Source organism: Mesorhizobium sp. M7A.F.Ca.US.006.04.2.1, assembly GCF_004022915.1.
In the GTDB taxonomy this organism is placed as follows: Bacteria; Pseudomonadota; Alphaproteobacteria; order Rhizobiales; family Rhizobiaceae; genus Mesorhizobium; species Mesorhizobium ciceri.
On the sequence record NZ_RZQA01000005.1, the window covers coordinates 11,888 to 29,945 of the forward strand.

General features: G+C 58.8%; 9 protein-coding genes and 1 pseudogene. 2 read left to right on the forward strand and 8 right to left on the reverse strand.

The window, feature by feature from the left end:
• Positions 1–298 precede the first annotated feature (298 nt).
• The 7 genes from EN925_RS00795 to EN925_RS00825 all read right to left on the reverse strand — a co-directional run bounded on the left by EN925_RS00795 (position 299) and on the right by EN925_RS00825 (position 15,249).
• On the reverse strand, positions 299–865 hold the full coding sequence (locus EN925_RS00795; RefSeq protein WP_063169418.1) for a hypothetical protein: 567 nt from the start codon (positions 863–865) through the stop codon (positions 299–301).
• A gap of 24 nt (positions 866–889) precedes the next feature.
• Entirely contained in the window at positions 890–2,863 is a 1,974-nt protein-coding gene (locus tag EN925_RS00800; protein WP_063169419.1) for a DUF3732 domain-containing protein, read from the reverse strand.
• Positions 2,864–3,376 (reverse strand): three component ABC system middle component, encoded by a 513-nt coding sequence (locus EN925_RS00805; RefSeq protein ID WP_063169420.1) that lies wholly within the window; start codon positions 3,374–3,376, stop codon positions 2,864–2,866.
• Entirely contained in the window at positions 3,373–4,539 is a 1,167-nt protein-coding gene (locus EN925_RS00810; RefSeq protein ID WP_063169421.1) for an ABC-three component system protein, read from the reverse strand. Before EN925_RS00810 ends, EN925_RS00805 begins: the two co-directional genes overlap by 4 nt.
• A 323-nt stretch (positions 4,540–4,862) precedes the next feature.
• Positions 4,863–8,336: an AAA family ATPase gene (locus EN925_RS00815; protein WP_063169422.1), complete on the reverse strand. Its 3,474-nt coding sequence runs from the start codon at positions 8,334–8,336 to the stop codon at positions 4,863–4,865.
• Positions 8,333–9,592 (reverse strand): DNA repair exonuclease, encoded by a 1,260-nt coding sequence (locus EN925_RS00820; protein ID WP_063169423.1) that lies wholly within the window; start codon positions 9,590–9,592, stop codon positions 8,333–8,335. Before EN925_RS00820 ends, EN925_RS00815 begins: the two co-directional genes overlap by 4 nt.
• Positions 9,593–9,663: 71 nt before the next feature.
• Positions 9,664–15,249, reverse strand: a complete 5,586-nt coding sequence (locus tag EN925_RS00825) for a DUF3320 domain-containing protein (protein ID WP_063169424.1) — start codon at positions 15,247–15,249, stop codon at positions 9,664–9,666.
• Between the two features lie 636 nt (positions 15,250–15,885).
• Here EN925_RS00825 and EN925_RS00830 point away from each other — a divergent pair.
• The gene (locus tag EN925_RS00830) at positions 15,886–16,299 is read left to right on the forward strand and encodes a MucR family transcriptional regulator (RefSeq protein WP_082826711.1); all 414 of its coding nucleotides are present in this window, start codon (positions 15,886–15,888) and stop codon (positions 16,297–16,299) included.
• 34 nt (positions 16,300–16,333) lie between these two features.
• Complete coding sequence (locus EN925_RS00835; RefSeq protein ID WP_127224212.1) at positions 16,334–17,164, forward strand: thermonuclease family protein; 831 nt, start codon at positions 16,334–16,336, stop codon at positions 17,162–17,164.
• 13 nt (positions 17,165–17,177) lie between these two features.
• Here the strand turns inward: EN925_RS00835 and EN925_RS39555 are convergent.
• Positions 17,178–18,058, reverse strand: a pseudogene (locus EN925_RS39555) (KAP family NTPase); the annotation flags it as partial.

An 18,058-nucleotide genomic window follows, 5' to 3' on the forward strand; every position in this document is an offset into this window, starting at 1 on the left:
CTCCTGTTTTCAATCGCATAGCCCGCCCGCCAGCAACCGATAATTCGGGACCGGTAAACCCGTGAAAGGCCCAATAATTCCGGACGTCACACCAGTCTGCCCTTTTATGCGACTTTTCGAGCACAGACCGGGAACATCTGACCGTTTCCATTCATCGCCCAAGGCCGGTTTAGCGCTGGAAAAGCCAAAGTGCGGGAGTAAGAATGGCCGCAACGGGGCCGGAAGCCGTCGGTCAGCTTTCGGGGAGTGATCCCGGTAAGTTCGCAACTCATTCGCTTCTTTTCTGCAGTCCCCGCCATTACGAGTTGGCGGTGTCGGTCGCCGAGGGGATCAACGCCATTACTGCGGCTAGTTCGGCCCTCCGGACGAGGAATGGCATGCGCGTCGTCCCATAGTGCTTGGCAAGATGGAAGCGGTGCATGCCTCCTACGATGTGAACTTGGCCTTGGTACTCGCCGAGCAAAGGCGGTGTGACACCGCGGCCATGCAGCCATCGGTAGGCGATCCCACAGCTCTTGCTCTTGTAACGTTGATGCCAAGGACCCTTGTCCCTGCTGGCGGCGTAGGTAAGCCTGCCGCCAACGTCAGTGACATCAGCGTCGATAAGAATGAAATCCGTCGAAGCGTGGTCGCTGGGATCATCGCCGTCGAACGCGAGATAGAAGTTTGCAGGATCGCAGTCCCATATCGCAGTCAGTGCAACCGGAATGTTCTTTCTTCCTTTGCACCAGATGTCGACCTTGCGTTTCTCCTGAGCGCGGGCGACCTCGAAGGCTTCGTCTAGTTTTCCTTCCGCGACATCCATGGCTGTGATGACGTTCAAGCCAAGGGCCGTCAGACGGTTGATCTCGTCCACGTTCGCCATGCCTTCTCCTCTGGCAGCAGATTATTATCCACCGTTGGAAGATGCGGCGGCAATCCAAGCCTGAGGCACGAGGGCCTGTCCACGCCATTCCTCAATCAACTTGACTCCGGGAAGCTTGCCCCAGACGTCCTCATCTGCATGATCCAGCACGATGATCTGGAGGCGACCTTTCGCGGCCATGACCTCAGCGCCTAGGAGCGCAAAGACCTTCCTGACGGCGACCACGTCCTGATCCCTCCACGCGATGAGGTCGGGGCCCTCGTCGCCCGCCGCCCGCTTAGGAAAATAGACTTGGCTAGGTTGGTCGAAGATCAGCTGACCAGGGACTGGGTGATGAGGTTCGGCCAGGAAGTAGTGCTGCAGCGCAAGCATTAGTGCGACGTGATACGCGAGCCAATTGGCGCCGCTGCCAATCTCCCACAGGTAGTCCTCACGCGTTCCCCTAGTCACCTTGACGGTCAGGTCTTCAATCAACAGCCTAATCGGGGCCTCGGGCCACTCCGCGTCAAGCTGCGGAATCAGCCGATTGGCATGATGGGAGACTTGGTGCAACGCGTTGAATAGCTTGCGCTGGATGTCGGCCTCGGAGATCGTCTTTTGCAGCGTTGCAATATCGGCCTGCAGCGAGGTGAGTTCCTGCCGCAAATCCGACGACTGGTCGGCGCGGTCGTAGACGTGCAACGCCTGCTCCAATCGACCGAGGAAGCGCTCAAGCCTATCGAAGCGATTGGCCTCGTCTCGGGCGACGTCAGAGTCCCGTTCCAGCACCGCTATCTCGCTACGGACATCGTTCAACTCAGATAGGACCGCTTCAGCGGCGCCGCGCTGGCGCAGGATTTCCTTGTCAAGCGTGTTAGACATCGCAGGGTGGGTCCGCAGTCGGATCTCCAGACCGCCGAGGTTGTCGCAAAGGGCCAAGACCTTCTCGCGGCCGCCGTCCCCGAGTGCGACCAACGGATCGGCGAACTCGTCGGCCAAGTCCCTCAGCCACGTGGAAAGGTCCAAGCGGTCACGTTGGATGCGCATGGCGTCGCCGTACGCCTCGCTGCTCTCCACCAGACGGCGCAGTTCGTTCAGGCGCTGACGATGCTCGGTAAGTCGCGCGGCGATTTCAGTTTCCGACGCACGAAGGGTTTCCAGACGCGTCAGCACCACATCGATGCCGGCCAGGCTTGGTCGAGCAAGACTTGAGTTGCTGTTCGACACGCGCCGAAGCAGGTCAACAACGTCACTCCAGTCCTTCGGCACTTCAGTGGAGGAATCGACTAGGCCAAGTTCGACTGCCTGACGCAGCCACGCCTCCGCCTCCGCCCGCCAAGCGCCAGTTGCCGACACGATCGCGCGTAGCTCAGCCTCCTTCCGGCGGAGGTTGCGCTGGAGCCGATCGATCTCAAACCGCGCCTGGAGAATCTTTGCCGTGACCGCGCCCAGAACGTACGGGAAGATGGTCTTTAGCTTCTCCCGGTGTTCCGTCGTATCGGCCTTGAAAAACATCACGTCGGGATTGGCGATCACGTTCTGAGGTTGGAACGTGAAGGCCATGAGGTCGCGGAAGCTTGGCCTTTGCTTGAATCCATTCTCTGTACCTGGTTCGAAGTCGAGGTCAGTCAGTCCTGCCAGGCGGTTCATCGCGCGCTTGACCGTGTCGACATTGGTGGTCTTGTCGGTGATCGTCTCCGGAATTTCGACCTGTGCGCCCTCCAGCAGCACCATGTCGCCTGTGCTCTGTTGGTCCCCCGGTTCGCGTCGCGCCAAGAGCTTTTCGCCCTCCAGCGTCTCGATCAGAATGCCGAACCAGCTGCAGTTCTCGCGGATTACGCCCACCGGAATCGCGCATTTCTCCGAGCCCAGACAGTAATCAACAATAGGGATAACGGCGGACTTCCCGGTCTTCGACGCGCCGCTGATGACGTTGACGACACCGGGCTCGAACTTGACGACCCGCGGCGCTGCACCATTGCGGGGCCAAAGGATCAGTTTTCGAAGCTGGAAATACATCTAGAACTCCACCCGTAACAGGTTGGCCACCTGCGCGGTCCCCAGGTTCGAAAACCAGAAACCCAATTTCTCCGAGGCAGGTCCGAGGTGCTTGACGCGCTCTGGAAGGACGAGCCTCCTCGGTTTCGGTTCTGGTACGTTTGCTCTTAAAGTAGCATCCTTGTAATCCACGGACAGCAGCCGCCCGCTCACACCGACAGCGGCCGATTGCAATGTCAGAGTACGCAGCAGCAGCGCTCGCTCGTGGACGGCGAGGAGTTGTTCCCGTTCCTTCCCGAGCTTGGCCGCGAAGAGCGCCAGTCCAGAGGGTCGGTTTGTCGAAGTCACGATTTCGAGCGTTGCGCGATGCAGGACGATTGGCAGCACGAGAAACGCCAAGGCGAACGGCGCTGGACGTTCGTCCTCAGCCTGGAAACCTTGGCCAAATTGCCACAATGCGAAAGCCCCAAGTCCTGGATTCTGGACAAGGGCGAGGTCGCTGAGCGGTAGGTGCGATCGGCCAGCCTCAATCAAGTCGCTGGCTCCAAAAGAGTCTGGTAGTCGGGATGCCAGCCGAGGCGCAGGCCGTGGGCAAGGGCGTTGAATGATCCGTGGACGAAATGACCGGGGACGACTCGACCATCGAGTGGAGGCTGCAACTGCGCGCAGCGCCTGTAAACTATTCTACCACGAACCGTTGCGGGGTGTCCGGCCTGTATGTCGTGCACCTCTGCACTGACGTGCTCATAGCGACCGACAAGATCATCGTCCCAGTCACTTAGGTTCTTCTCAAAGATTAGCCCGCTTTCGCCCCAGATCGAGATGTCGGCGAGCGTCCTAAGGTAATCGCTAACAGCCCGGACGCACGCTTCGTCTCCCACCTCGATCAGCTCGAGTTGGCGGACGAAGGCGGGACGGTCGGCGATCAATTGTTCGATGGCCTCGACAGGCGGTTGCTTGGTGAAAGACGACAGCAGCCCTGGAAGGTTGTTCTTCTGAACAAATGCTCTTTGCTCGGCCTGAAACGCGTCCACGTCCAAGATGGCGGGCTTGCCAGCTCTAATCAGCCTGTCCGCCGCCTCCTTCGCAGCGCCGATCGCGCGTTCGCACACTAGGTCGATGATGAGCGGAGAGACCGTCGGCTTGAAGATCGCGCGTATCGGATCGACGGGATCTGCATCGACGCTGATAACGGCGAGATTCTTGACCAAGGCGGCGCAATGAGCCGCATCAGCGTTCAGGAAAGCTTGGACGTCGGCGTCGCATGCCGGTGCAGCTTTCAGCTTGCTGTGGGCTTTGGCGAGGTTAGCGACCAGCGCCTCCACGTCGGCATCTGTTTTCGCGTCGTTCAGCGCGATCGCGAAGGCACCCGCCTTCACCGGTGTGACATATAGCCGGAAATGGCTGGTCGCCGGGTCGATCTCTCCCGCCGCCATGAAGCTGAGCCAGTTGGCCAGAGACTTCCACAGGTCCGCAGCCCAGTCGGATATCGGATTTTGCTTCAGTGCGCTCTTGCTTTGCTCAAGAACGACTTCGCCGCCGACCAGGTGAACCGCCACATCGTCTAAATGTTCAAGAGAGACCAAGGCGCCGCTAGGCGCGTTGAGCAGGTGAAAGCAAAGGCGTACAGGTTGAAGCGCATAGCCGAGGTATTGGCCAGCGGCGCTGTGTTTTCCCGTTTGCGTCTTCGCGTTCATTGCCCATCCCGTTCTCCCGAGTCGCACCGGAAGAAGCCAGTAACGATATTGGTATAGTTCGCCGTTGTTTACAATTGGCGCCCCGGCGATAGGACGGCTAGGCGCGATACAATTGCTGTTTAGGGCCAGCTCTCGAAGTCCAGATTCGGCAGGACAATGAATTTGCAGGACGTCCATTATGGGCACATCGGGGCCGTCTATGGCTCGGGCGATATGTCCGCTTTTGGACGAACGCGAAGTTTGCCGGAACGTCTGACTTTGGGCGCATACTTGCCGTCAAATTCGGCGTCCTTCACTGGTTCGTTCACGTATTCCGGAGAAAATTACTGTGCGAGTTGATGGATCCTCGTTCCCGGTACGACAGCCTCAGCTATTTCACATAGATGCTTATGGTGCGTCAGGTAGATGACCTGACCTGTGTTTGCCATCGCTCCGAACAGCCTGAAAACCTCCTCCGAGCGAATATGGTCGAACGTCTCCATGATGTCGTCGGCGACGAATGGGACCGAGGGCCGAAATTGCGCGAACTCGTAATAACCGGCGAGTCTTAGGGCAAGGTACAGCTGAAATCGTGCACCCTTTGAAAGCGCTTCGGTGACCTTGGATTGCCCGTCACCCTGCACAGCAATGAGAACCTCACCACCTCTTACAGGCTGGGTTGTCAGCCCCGAATACTGGCCACGCGTCATTAGCTTGAACGCGTCTGATGCGCGCGCCATCATGCCGGAGCGATGGCTCTCACGGTAGATCCGCAAAGCATTGCCAGCCGACATGATGCCAAGCTTCAGCTCTATGTAGCGAACGGCCTTCTCCTCGATTTCCAGCAGGGTTGTGCGCCGTTCAGCATCCAGGCGTGCAACCGCACTATCACCGCCGATGGCGTCCAGCTTGTCGGCCGCGCGCGTCTGCCGGATCAGCTGTTGCTGGATGGTTTCATCGAACAGGCGAAGCCGCTGCTCACCCTCAGCCTTCTCGACCGCGAGGCCGTCGAAATCGATCGCGTCCAGGATCGAGCGGGCCTGCTCGAATCCGTCGACCGCGAGCTCCGCCACTATCCGTTCCTCAAGTTCGGCGACGGTGGTGCGCAAGCCATCGCGCTCACGCAACAGCTCATCGCGTTCGACTACCTCGGGCAGAGTGGCGACACCAAAGACGCCCAGCACCTCGTTCTTGCGGCGTTCGTGTGCCAAAATCTCAGTGTCGAGGATGTCGCGCGCCTCCTTGAGGCGCTTCAGGTCGTTGCCGAGGCTTGCCTTCGTTTCACGTGTCCGCTCGGCACGCTCTAGGCGCTCGGCAAGGCGGATGGCCAACTGCTCCGGGTCGGTATCCTTCGTCGGCTCGTCGGCTTCAACCGCAACGGCGATGACCTCGACCAGAAAATTGGCCCTGTCGGCCTCCATCTTGTCGATACGCAGCTGCAGGTCGTCCCGTTCCTGCAGGCTTCTTGAAAGTTCGGCCAATTGATCGAGCACAGTGCCGACGCCGGATGCGGAGAGCCCGCTTTCGAGCCAAGTTCCCTTGAGTGCTTCGGTAATGCCGGCCAGCCATTCCTCCTCGCGACGCTCCGCCACACCTACTGCAACCCGTCGTGCCGCTAGATCCTCTTCTTTGGAGCTCACCATTCTGAGCGCCTCGGCATACTCGGCGTCCACCTTGCGCTGCCGATCCAGAAACGGCTCCGCGATGGCCATGATTGCTTCGAGGGTGTCGTTGGACTCTGATACAATGCCGACGCTTCCCAGCACTGCTCTCATTTCCAAGCGTATCTGCTCGCCGGCGTCAGCGGCTCGCTCGGCCTTCAAGCGAGCAAGTTCGATCTGCTCCCAGGCAGCGAGCGCATCGCTGCGCGCCTCGATCTGATCCTCGATCCTTTCGATCAGGCGCTCAGACGAAGGTTCCACGGCGTCTCCGAGCAGGTCCCTGGCGGCCGCGCGGATTTCCAACAATTGGGTATCCACATCCTTGCCGAGCTGTGTGCGTTGGATGCCGTTGCGTGACAGGTTGGCCGCGGCCTCGGCCAGCTCGCGCGTAGTTGCCCGGATCTCAGCCAGATCCGCCGCGCCGGCCAGCCGGCCTGCGCTGGCAATGTCATCGCGCGCCAATGCCACGGCGAAGTCGTCAGCGGTGTCACCGGTCAGCGCTGCGCGGTGCGTTGCCCACGCATCATCGCGAACTCGGCGGATGGCGGTAGCCGCTTCATCGTCGACAATGTCGCCCGAGGCACGAAGGGCATCCAATCGTGCGGCGAGCATGGCATGGTTGCCCTCGTATTCAGCAAGGCGTTCGGCAAGTACGGCGGTGTTCCTTGCCAGTTCTGACGCTACCGTCTTCCAGGCGGCAATCTGCCCGGCGCTCGGAACCGCGACGTTGGCGAGAGCGAGGGCATCTCCGTTCCATGGACGCAAGCGCGCGAGCGCCGCCTTCCATCGGATTGTTCCCGCATCTTCCGCCTCGCGAGCCGTCCTAATCTCTGCCTGGTGTCCGCTTGCTCGCGCTTTCGACAAAGCCGAGCCCAGCCTTGCCCTGGCAGGTTCGGGCACCGCCCTTTCCTCGCCGACCCGCTGCCTTGCCACCTGCAGCGCATCGAGTGCCGCCGCGGCTTCGTCGCGAGCGGCACGCATCCCGGTAGCAATCCCGGACCTCTGCTCGACCATGGCGCGAACGACGCCAACGGTGACGGCAGGCAGAAGCAGCGCGCCAGGATCCGCCTCGGAAGATCGGCCCAAGGCGGCAAGGCAGCTCGCCACGCTGTTGTTGAGGATTTGCAGCTCCATCCTGCGAGTGGGCAAGTCAAAGCCAGCCGCGGTATGGCGCACCTTGCTCTCCGCCAGCCCGCGAATGCGTTCGGAAATCGACAGGATCGGTTCGTCCTCGTCGACCGCAGTGACTTTTTCCGCCAGGCGCTCGGTCTCGTCGATGTTTGCGGACAGCCGCGTTCTGAGGCTGGCATCGTCATCGATCAGTTCGGTGACACTTCCCGTCGATGTCCGGGCTGGGGAGGCGATGTCCGGCAGCTGATCCAGCCGGGCAATCTTGCGCCGGATATCCGCCAGCATCGGCGCAGCACGCACGTAACGAGCAAAGGTATCCAGCCTGGCCACCAGCACCGCCCGATCGCTGATGGTTCGGCCGTACTGCTGCGCTGCATCGAGACGTTCGGCCTCCAGGCCCTCGTAGGTTGATGCAAGGGTGTCGATCGCATCCCTGCGCGACTTTACGTCAACAAGGCGCTTCTTCAACAGCGCCAGTTCGGTTCCATGCGCCTGCTTCCGATACAGAGCGTCTGCTTCGGCCTCGAGGGCGTTCAACGTATCACTTGCGTTCCCAAGACCGGCGCTGGCCGTGAACAGAAGCTTGCCGAGGTCGCCCCGCGACTCCAGGATAGATTTTCCGCCGGCTTCCAACGTCTCGTCATCGAGTGAGAACATCGTCGTGTAGGCGTCGCGCGACAGACCGGCGAGATGCGCCGTGATCGCCACCTCGCTTACCGGTTGGCCCGTCGCATTCAATAGCGAATTACTGCGCTGTTTCGTACGCGTGAACGTGTGTTCGGAGCCGGCCAGTTCCAGCACCCCGCCGATGCGCATGGCACTGTACTCGTGCAGGAAGTTGTAGCGGCTCCGTTCCTCGATGCCGAACAGCAAGTCTAGATAGGCCGAAAGCGCAGTCGATTTGCCGGCCTCATTCAGGCCAAACACGATATGCAGATCAGGTCCGGATTCCGGTTTGGGTCCGAAGTCGATCGAACGATCGGTGAACTTTCCATAACGAATGAGGTCAAGGCGCCGCAACCTCATGACGATCCACCGGCCTTAAGGCGGGCAGTCACCAAGTCCGCGCCCTTGGAAAGCACCTGATCGAGGAACTGTTCCAGCCCGGCTTCGTCCGTCCCAGCAAAATCCCGCCCGTCGGCCGGAAGGTCGGCGACCATCTTTTGGACGAACGCCCTCGCCTCAGCGCGGAAGGCCTCCGAGGTGGCATCGGCACGCATTGATTGCTCGAGTTCGAAAATCGGATCAGCAATATCCTCGGCGGTCTCCGTCCGAGGCGGCGCGAGGTCAAGCTCGAGCTTCTCCACCCACGTATGGCCTAGCTGTTCCGCAGCCTGTTCGGCTTCGGCAAGAAGGAGGTCCCTGTCGCGGATCAGCGCCCACATCAGTGGTGACGTTCCTGTCAGGCCAATGCGAGCCACAGCATGACGCGATCGGACGGTTGCCCGCATCTCTTCGAGTGCGAAGCGAACACGCGCGACGGCCTCGGGCCACTCCACCGCTCCGGTAAGGTCGACGCTCACCCGTTCGAACTGCGCAACGCTGGTCAGCCGTTCCTCGATCTCCACCGAACGGTCGTGGCGCACCGTCACCAGGGTGACTGATTTCTCACCGGCCTCGTTGATATCCCTCCCCTGCGGTATTCCCGGCATCACCACGGCACTGGCGCCAGGATGGACTTGGCGAGCATGGATGTGGCCGAGGGCCCAATAGTCGAAACCGTGGGCGTGCAAGTCAGCGATGCTGCAGGGCGCGTAAACGTCGTGACCTGGCGATCCAGCCAGACTGGTATGCATGATGCCTATGTTGACGGCCCCTTCACGAGCCGCCGGATATTTGGTTAACAGGCTGTCCGGCGCCTTAGGGTTCGCAAAGCTCAAACCATGGAATACGACGTCCAGACCGCCGGCTGTCTGCAATACCGACTGAGCACGACCACCAAAGATGGTAACGGTGTCGGGAAATACCAGCTGTTTGGAAATCCGCGACAGGGCGTCATGATTACCGCGGATCTTGAAAACCATGATGCCGGCCTGGTGCAGGCGTGTCATCTGCGCGCCCAAGAACCGCGCTGTCTTCATTGAAGTCTGGTCGCCATCGTATAGGTCGCCAGCAATGACCAACGCGGCCACACGTTCCTCAAGGCAGAGATCCACTATCGAAACGAATGCCTGGCGGCTGGCGTCGCCCACCAGCCCGGCAAGATCGGGATTTCGCATCGCCAGCGAACGAAGCGGCGAGTCGAGATGAATATCGGCCGTGTGTACGAATCGAAATGCCATTCGGCCTCCGCCAGCAAAAGAGGTGTTCCGAGCTTCGACAGAAATTGCAACGAGGGCGCTGCAGCGCCCCGTTACACTTCAGCTAATTTCTCGCTCGCGGATTCGCCGGCCACCAACAAGCCGTCTTGGGACCGTAACACTCCTTTGGCAACCAAATCGGCGACCCCAGCTGAAATCAGCTGCCTTAATTGTGCGCTTGTGGCTTTGAAGCCCAGCATCCTGGCAACGCCTGTGGCGATTTCTTCCTCTGTCGCACCGAGGTTGGATTTCACGACTTCCATAGCGCCTTGGGCGACCTCGTCCTGCGCAATCATTTCGGGCTTGCGCAATCCAGCGGACACGACCCCACTGCGATCCCTGAGACGAACAGGAACACCTGGCTTGAAGCAGAAGTTGCCTCGACGGGCTACTGAACCACCTCTCTGTGCTATGCTTACCCCCCGCTCGATTGCATCCTGAATCCTGCCACCGGCCCGCTGCAGACCCCAGGCGTCCCGAATACGCGAAACTATTTCGTCGACATGGATTGGCGTTTCTGTAGCCACGACCTGCTCGACCAGTCCGGCCATGATTCCGCTGGGCGTCTCGTGGAGTTCGAACGATCCCGGTCGCTTTAGTTCGGCCTCTTCGTAGGCTCGATTGGGTGTCTCGGATCCGTTTGTGCTTTCGAGACCGATTTCCGTCACGTTGCCTCGGTCGACCGTAACAACCTGCACGGCTACAGCTCGATTTCTCTGGACCCCCAATTCGGCCCGCTCATCGAGTTCTTTTCTGGCGGCCTCAATCGCTAGTATGGTTCGCTCCAGCTGCTCACGAGGCCGTTGGAACCAGTCAGCGCTCCAGATGCGATGGATGATCCAACCATGGTCTTCCAGAACCGACTGCCGAAGCCGGTCTCGATCTCTGGCCGAGCGAGATGAGTGATATTCTGCGCCATCGCATTCGATGCCAAGAATATAGCGGCCTGGCCTCTCTGGATCCGCAACTGCGAGGTCGATGAAGAAGCCGGCAATGCCCACTTGAGCATGAACCTGATAACCCATTTCGATCAGCGCGTTGGCTACCTGTTCTACAAAGATTGAATCCATTTCGCGAACCGTGACTTGGGCAAGCGAAATTCGCCCTGTTCTCGCGTAGTGCAAGAAGAGCTTGAAGGCGAAGATGCCTTTCCCTTTGCCACGCTCCAGGTCGATGTCCTCGTCTGTGATGGACGCGAATACTTCGCAGCTGCGCTTGGCGCGGCTTATGAGGACGTTGAGCCGACGCTCGCCGCCTTCCGCGCCAAGAGGGCCGAAACGCATGGCCATGTATCCCTGGGCATTCTTGGCATACCCCACCGAGATCATGATCACGTCGCGCTCATCGCCTTGAACATTTTCGAGGTTCTTGACGAAGAATGGCTCGCTTGGATGAGCGTGAAAGAATTCCTCGGTGTCGGGATTTAGTCGCCGCAGCGCTTCGAGTTCATCCTGGATCGCGCGGCGTTGGCTAACCGAAAATGTTGCAACGCCTAGAGTCTCTTGCGGGTTCACCTTCGCATGACGGATGATCGCCTCCGCTACTGCTCTCGCCTCTACCGGATTGGTTCCTGTGCCGCCGGAATCGAAGACCCCCTCCGGCACATGATGAAACCGCAACCCCATACCTGCCTCTTGGGTATAAGGGCTTGGCACGATGAAAAGCCGGTTCTCGTAGAACTGGCTGTTCGATACTGCGATTAGAGATTGGTGACGGCTACGGTAGTGCCAGCGCAGCATACGCTGCGGCAAGCCGCGGGCCGTGAACAGGCCGAGGATGCTTTCAATGTCGGCGACCTGCGCGCCCTCACCCTCGTCATCTTCAGACTGCGAGCCTGTCATCTTCGCGAAGAATGTCGTGGGTGGCAGTTGGCGTTCGTCGCCAACGACGACCACCTGACTGGCCCTGGCGACCGAGCCAAGTGCGTCCACGGGCTGGATCTGAGACGCCTCGTCCATCACGAGCAGATCGAAGGACATCCGGCCGGGCGACAGGAATTGCGCCACCGAAAGCGGGCTCATCATGAACACTGGCTTCAGCGCCTGGATGGCAGGGCCTGCCTTCTGCATCAATTGCCGGATGGGCATGTGGCCTCGTCTGCGCGCCATCTCAGAACGAAGCAGTCCGACAGGTCCAGCTCCGCCGTCTCTTGAAGGAATTTTCCGGTGATGAGCCGTTACAACTTCGATGGCGCCGGCCTTGATGCGCTGGCGGTCCAGATCTGCGAAGTCACGTACAGCCCTGGAATGCAGTTCCCCGTCGAACCTTGCCAGCTCCGGCTCATCGGTCGCCATCGCCAGAAACATTCGTTCGTAGTAGGCCATATCAAAAACTGATCGAGCCGATCCTGTTGTAATCTGGCCGTTGGCTAGGCCGTCTATCAACTGTCCCAGTCCAGCCTTTCGGGCCGTTTCGGATCGCTCTTCATAGGCAACCCATTTCGAGAGCTGCTCCTGATGATCGAGCCAACCCTGCAGCCGAGAAACGACCTCGCCTATCGCGACGTCCGGAAAATCGACTACTCCAAACAAGGAGGGAGCATCGGCTTTCAAATCCCCTGTAAGCGCCTTCAATTCCCGCGCTGCCGCTTGGGCCGCTTCACGTGCTGAACGTGCCGAGTTTGCGATCTCGATTCTTTCAGGCAACCGCGCAGCCAGATGTCGGATCGAGCCATTTTCTTTCAGCCAAAGCTCGGCTTGCGTGAGAGCGGCCCAATCGGATCCTCGACCGTGCCACGACGAGCCGAATACGAACTTGCCAAGGCTCTCTCCCGCATCGATCCCTTGAGCAAGTGCTTGTAGTCTGCCTAGTCGGCGCAGTAGCTCCACCCGCTCAGTGATTAGATCCGGAACGTCAGTCAGAACCTGTCGTGACGCATCATCGGCTTGAGCTACAGTGCTCGCCTTCGCTTCCATCAGTTGCAGCGAGGCCCGCTCGGCGGAAGCCACGTCGCCTAGCATGGATGACGCGAGGTGCCCGAGATCGTTCCAGAAACCTTCGATAATTGGCCGACCGATTTCGATAACCTTGCGAACGCGCGCTGCACGCGCACCGGCCTCGGAGCGTTCCGCCATCCGGCCGGCGATAATCCGAGGTTCGGGGCCTAGCCCTCGTAGAGTCCGCATCCACTCCACTAGCGCGAGCAGTGGCGCGGAAGCCGATCGCTCCCCACGCCAATCTGCCCCGAAGGCGGAACGGCCAAAAGCGTCGCCTTCGCGGACTCTTGCTGCGGCAGCCTGACCCTTCATCAAAAGGTCGAGGAGACCAACTATCTGCGTCGCAGGCGCGCTAGGGTCGACCACAATAGTCCGCGCAAGTGCTGTGGCGCGACGGTAGTCGCCGTTCAATGCTTTCAATATTCCCGTGTGTGTGGCGAGCGCCTGCCGCGCCGCGGCCACCTCGGTGCTCCACGCCGCGTCAACAACCTTGCCCTGAAGGTCGGCTCTGGCAGCCTCAAGCGTCGCTACGCTGTCGGCAAGGTCGCCTGCCTGCTCAAGTCCGGAGTCCCAAACGGTGGCTGCGAAGGCCTCCGGACTTGCGTCAGGTGCTGCCGCTACTCGCTCGCCGGTCACGGCCAGCCTGAGCAAGCCTGCCAACGTGTCTGGCAATATCGCCGATCCGAGTTCCTGATTCAGGCGCTCAGCTTCTTCCCTCAAGCGTGGGAGCAGAATGGTGAGCTGTCGCGCACGATGGAAACCATCTTTCGGAAATTCCGAGGGAAGCTTTGCAAGCTCTGTCTCGAGACCTTCAATTGGCGTGTCGATAGCCGTTGCCGCCAACTGCTCCGAAAGTTCCTCGGACTTGCGGGCGAAATCCGTTCCTGACCAGAGAAGCGATGAAATGTCTTTCGGACGCTCATCCCATACCGGCGAGACGAGCGCCTCGGCAGGAAGTCCAGGCGCGGACGCGAGAAGCTCAGCGCGATCTTCTATCTCGCCGCTGTCGCTGAGAATTTTCGGAGGCTCGGCCTTGATCCGCTCAGCGATACCGACCAGTTTGGCGTGCAGTGCCTTGGCTTGGTCCAGCAACGCCGCGATGCGTGGGACGAGCCTCTCAATGGTCGTTGGAAGAACGACATCCAGGCCAACTCCCCGCCACGGGTGGTGGATCGGCAAGCCGATCTCGTTGATCCGCTGAGAGACCTCATCGAGCAATTTGCGACGTTGCGAAACGCCGTCAGTTGTCCAGCTTGTGGCATCCGTAAGTTCGATGTCCACTGGTTTCTGACCGACCTGCCTTAGTCGGGTTAGCTGGCCGAGAACCTGATAAGGAGTGAGTTCGGACGCTCCGAACGCAACGTGCATTCGTGCAGCATGTGCGTTGAGTTTATCGCGAGCCTCCAGCAAGCGATCAGTTAGGGAAGAAGGAAGCTGGCCCCTGGGCGATCCGAGTTGCCAGGTTCGCCGCAGCTCCTCTAGCATCATGCGCTTGTTCGCCTTGTTACTATGCAGCTCAAGGCAGGCGTCCCCCACCCCAGCAGTGTCAAGCCGTCGCTTGACGACCTCCAGCGCTGCCATCTTTTCGGCCACGAACAGCACGGTCTTTCCGTCGGCAACGGCCGACCCAATAATGTTTGCGATCGTCTGCGATTTTCCTGTCCCAGGCGGACCTTGGATAACGAGGTCGCGACCTTTTCTGACGTCATGGATCGCCAGTGTCTGAGAACTGTCACTGTCGACGATATGCAACATTTCGGCGGGCGCAATGTGCGGATCAATCGCTATGTCGTCCGACATAAGCGGCTCGCGTGTTTCGAAACCATCTGAAAGAAGCGAGCGGATCTTCGGTTGTTCGATAATCTTTGCGCCATCGGGCCAGAGATCCGGATCCAGATCACGGTACATCAAGAACTTCGCAAACGAGAAGAAGCCGAGCACCATATCGTCGCGAAGCACCTCCCAACCCTCTTTGGTCGAAATTGCTTCGGCAACGGCATCGAGATAGGCCGAGACGTCGAAGTCATCTCCCACCTCAAAACGCGGCAGAGCGAGCTTGTGAATGCGGTCGAGATAGAGTTCCAAGGAGAGGTTTGCGGTAAGATCTTCCGGCCGGGCTCGTAGGCGGAATTTTTCTCCAGCGGCCCCTCGCTCAAGCCGAACCGGCACCAAAATGAGGGGGGCCTGACGGATGTTCTCTTTGTTGTTCGGGTCAATCCACTTCAGCATTCCAAGGGCCAGAAAGAGGATATTGACGCCCTGCTCTTCCTCGAGTGTGCGGGCATCATGGTAGAGATCAAGGAGCCGCCGCTGCAGCCCAGTTGGGGTCATACGCGTCTGCAGCTTGGTGTCCGAGTGCCGCGCGGATATCCCTCTGTTATCGACTCCATCGTCCTCTGGTTGGGCGAGAGCGACGGGGGAATAGTCGATCTCTTCGTCTGGAGGGCTGCTTTCATCCTGGCCCGCTTTCGGCCTATCGGGCTTGCCGGCCAGGAAGGTAAAAGCCTTTCCTTCGGTCACCAGCAATCGATAAATTTCGGACGACTTCTCATCGACGATATCGATCGTCTTCGCGCTCTTGGAAAACCGCGGCACATTCAAAAGTCGATTGCGGGCGGAAAGATCGAGCAACTCCATCCTGGCGCGCTCGAGTTTCTCCTTTAGAGGGAGATCGCTTTGGAAGACTGACTGTTTTACGTCCAAGACTTACATCCCCTTTGAAAGGAGAACCAGCTAGAGCCCGCGTAGAGCGTTCGCGCAAGAAAAAACAGCCGTGTTCAATTAGAAACGACTGCGATCACTTCTGGACACCGTCCAATATTGCGACGTGTGATATGGGTCAGAGCCTGCATTCTTGGCCCCCTTTGCCTAGTCGCTATCCGACGAGGATTCTCGCTCCCTGCCCCCGTATTTAGCCGCCTCCACAATGTCTTTTTCTGACACAGAGAGTCCGTTGCGGACCCGAATGGCTCCCGCACTTGGAACGCGGTCCAATTCAGATCCAGTCTTTGCCTTATCCTTCTGGGGCTTAACCTCCGGCGGCGGGTCTTTCGAAAATGTCATGCGTAGGTCCTACTCGTCCAAATCTAAATGCATCCGCCTGTGAGCCTCAAGCCGCTTTCCTGGTCATACAAAGAAAACGCCGCGCCCAATCAATCCACCGTCTCTCGTGGTTCCGCATTCTGATTGGCGCTTTAACATTCATCACTATTAGCGCCTGGCATTTAGTATCCTCCCTCTACTGGTTTTTTTAGCCGATAAGTAATAGATCGGGATTTCACTGCAGAAGTCCGGAGCCATGAAGTGACTGACGAAATCCAAAATACGGCCACCGCGCTGATGGAGCTTACCGCCGATATCGTTGCGGCTTATGTGAGCAAGAATTCAGTGCCGGTCTCCTCATTGCCGGACCTTATTGCCAGCATCAATTCGTCATTAGCGCGTATCGGCCAGCCGTCCGAACCGGAAAAACCCGACCAAGTTCCCGCGGTCAACCCCAAGCGCTCAGTCACTCCAGACTACATCGTCTGCCTCGAAGACGGCAAAAAGTTCAAGTCCCTCAAGAGACACTTGAACACGCATTTTGGACTGACGCCCGACGCCTATCGCCAAAAATGGGGCCTCTCCAACGATTACCCCATGGTCGCGCCTAACTATTCAGCCAATCGCTCCAGATTGGCAAAATCGATTGGCCTCGGTCGCACAGCAGCCGCGCCCAAGAAAGCAGCAGCCAAGAAGTCAAAGACGCGCTAGCAAAACATTTGGCAGCTTCGCAAAGGATCGAAAATTGAATCGCGATCGCTATTCCCATCGCCGCAGCTCGCGGCCAAGACGCGGCCGGGTTTCAATTATGCGCAAGCGTTTCTTTTCACATAAATCATTAGCCGCGATCCTGGTGATCACGCTAGCAGTGGGCGCTTATGTCACCTCCTACTTTACAGGGTGGGGCAACCAGATCGCGGGACCCAATACAGCAAGCGCACTCGGGTCAAAACCGAAGCCTATCGTCGGCGTAGCGTCCATCGTTGACGGGGACACGATCGAGATCCACGGACAGCGTATTCGTTTCAATGGCATCGACGCACCTGAAAGCAGCCAAAACTGCAGCGACGCAAGCGGGCAAGAATACCCATGCGGCCGCAAATCCGCAGAAGCACTGGACATCTTCCTCAGTCAATCCCGACCCATCCAGTGCAACTTTGTTTCGTGGGATCGTTACAACCGCTTCGTTGGTGATTGTCAGCGGGCGGACGGTGCTAGCATTGCGTCTTGGATGGTCGAACAGGGTTATGCCCTGGATTGGCCTCGATACAGCCATGGTAGTTACGCGTCACAACAGGCAGATGCCCAAAGGGCCAAGATTGGCATCTGGGTTGGCACTTTCACAGCCCCTTGGGATTGGCGAGCAACACATGCAGCCAACAATAAACCCGGTAATGACACATCCTACGGCCTTACAGGCCGTCGCCAAATAGCTCAGAGCTATTCGTGTCAACCGCGTCGCTATTGTAAGCAAATCTCCTCATGCGATGAGGCGCGCTGGTATCTCAATAACTGTAGCTGGGGACCCAAATTGGACCGGGACGGCGACGGAATTCCGTGCGAAGGCATTTGCTGACCAAGCCAATTCCTTAGCGCGCTTTCAGCAAGCCGGACTGGCCACCAGCGTTTCGGTGCATTTGCGCGAGTGCCAATAGAGCCTGGCAAAAGGGCTGGCTGACGTTTGTCTTGGAAAATTCCACCAGCTCGTTGAGCCCGGATGGGCTAGAAAACCGCAAGGCTTCGTAGCGACAGACAGGGATCTGCCGATTATCTCTGAAGCGTTTGTCGGGTCCGCCATTCTTATTGGGATGAGCCCAGGTATAGCTCACGATCTCAGCATCAGATGGAACTTTGCCGGTCTCAATAAAATTGCTGGGGGCAAATTGCGTCCTGAGGTCTCCATACCCAACGGCACCGTACTGGTTTCCGTCCTTCACCAAAATCATGTCTGGCATGAAATAAAGGATTTGCCGGCCGACGTGTATCGACGGTGGTGTGACATTGCTGCGAACAACCGTCGGCAAGGAAGCTTGGAGCGTCGTCGACTTTTTATCGACCAACATCGTGGCTCCCGCATTGCGCTTCCAAGTCGTCAGATCCTCTATCTTGCCACCAGCCGCGACATGCCAACTCGCCGCGCAGCGTGTGAGCGTGTCAAAGGCGGCGACAAGTCGCCCGTAGGCCGCCTCCGCGTCCTGCTCCAAATCATAGTAGAGCACGCTCACCCGGCGGTAGCTGTCCAACCAGTTGCCAATAAGCATGCCCGGCAAAAAGGCAGCAATACCGATCAGCGCCACCCCACCTCCCAGCATTGCGCCTGCGATCAATCCGGCGATCCCAAACAGCACGGCCAGGATGAGCGACATTCGCGTCTGCGATTGCCTCGCATTGATTTCATCAAGCACATTGGCAAATGTCTCATCACGCATCTCGATCACATCGGCGGACTCGATTTCTCTCATCACGACGC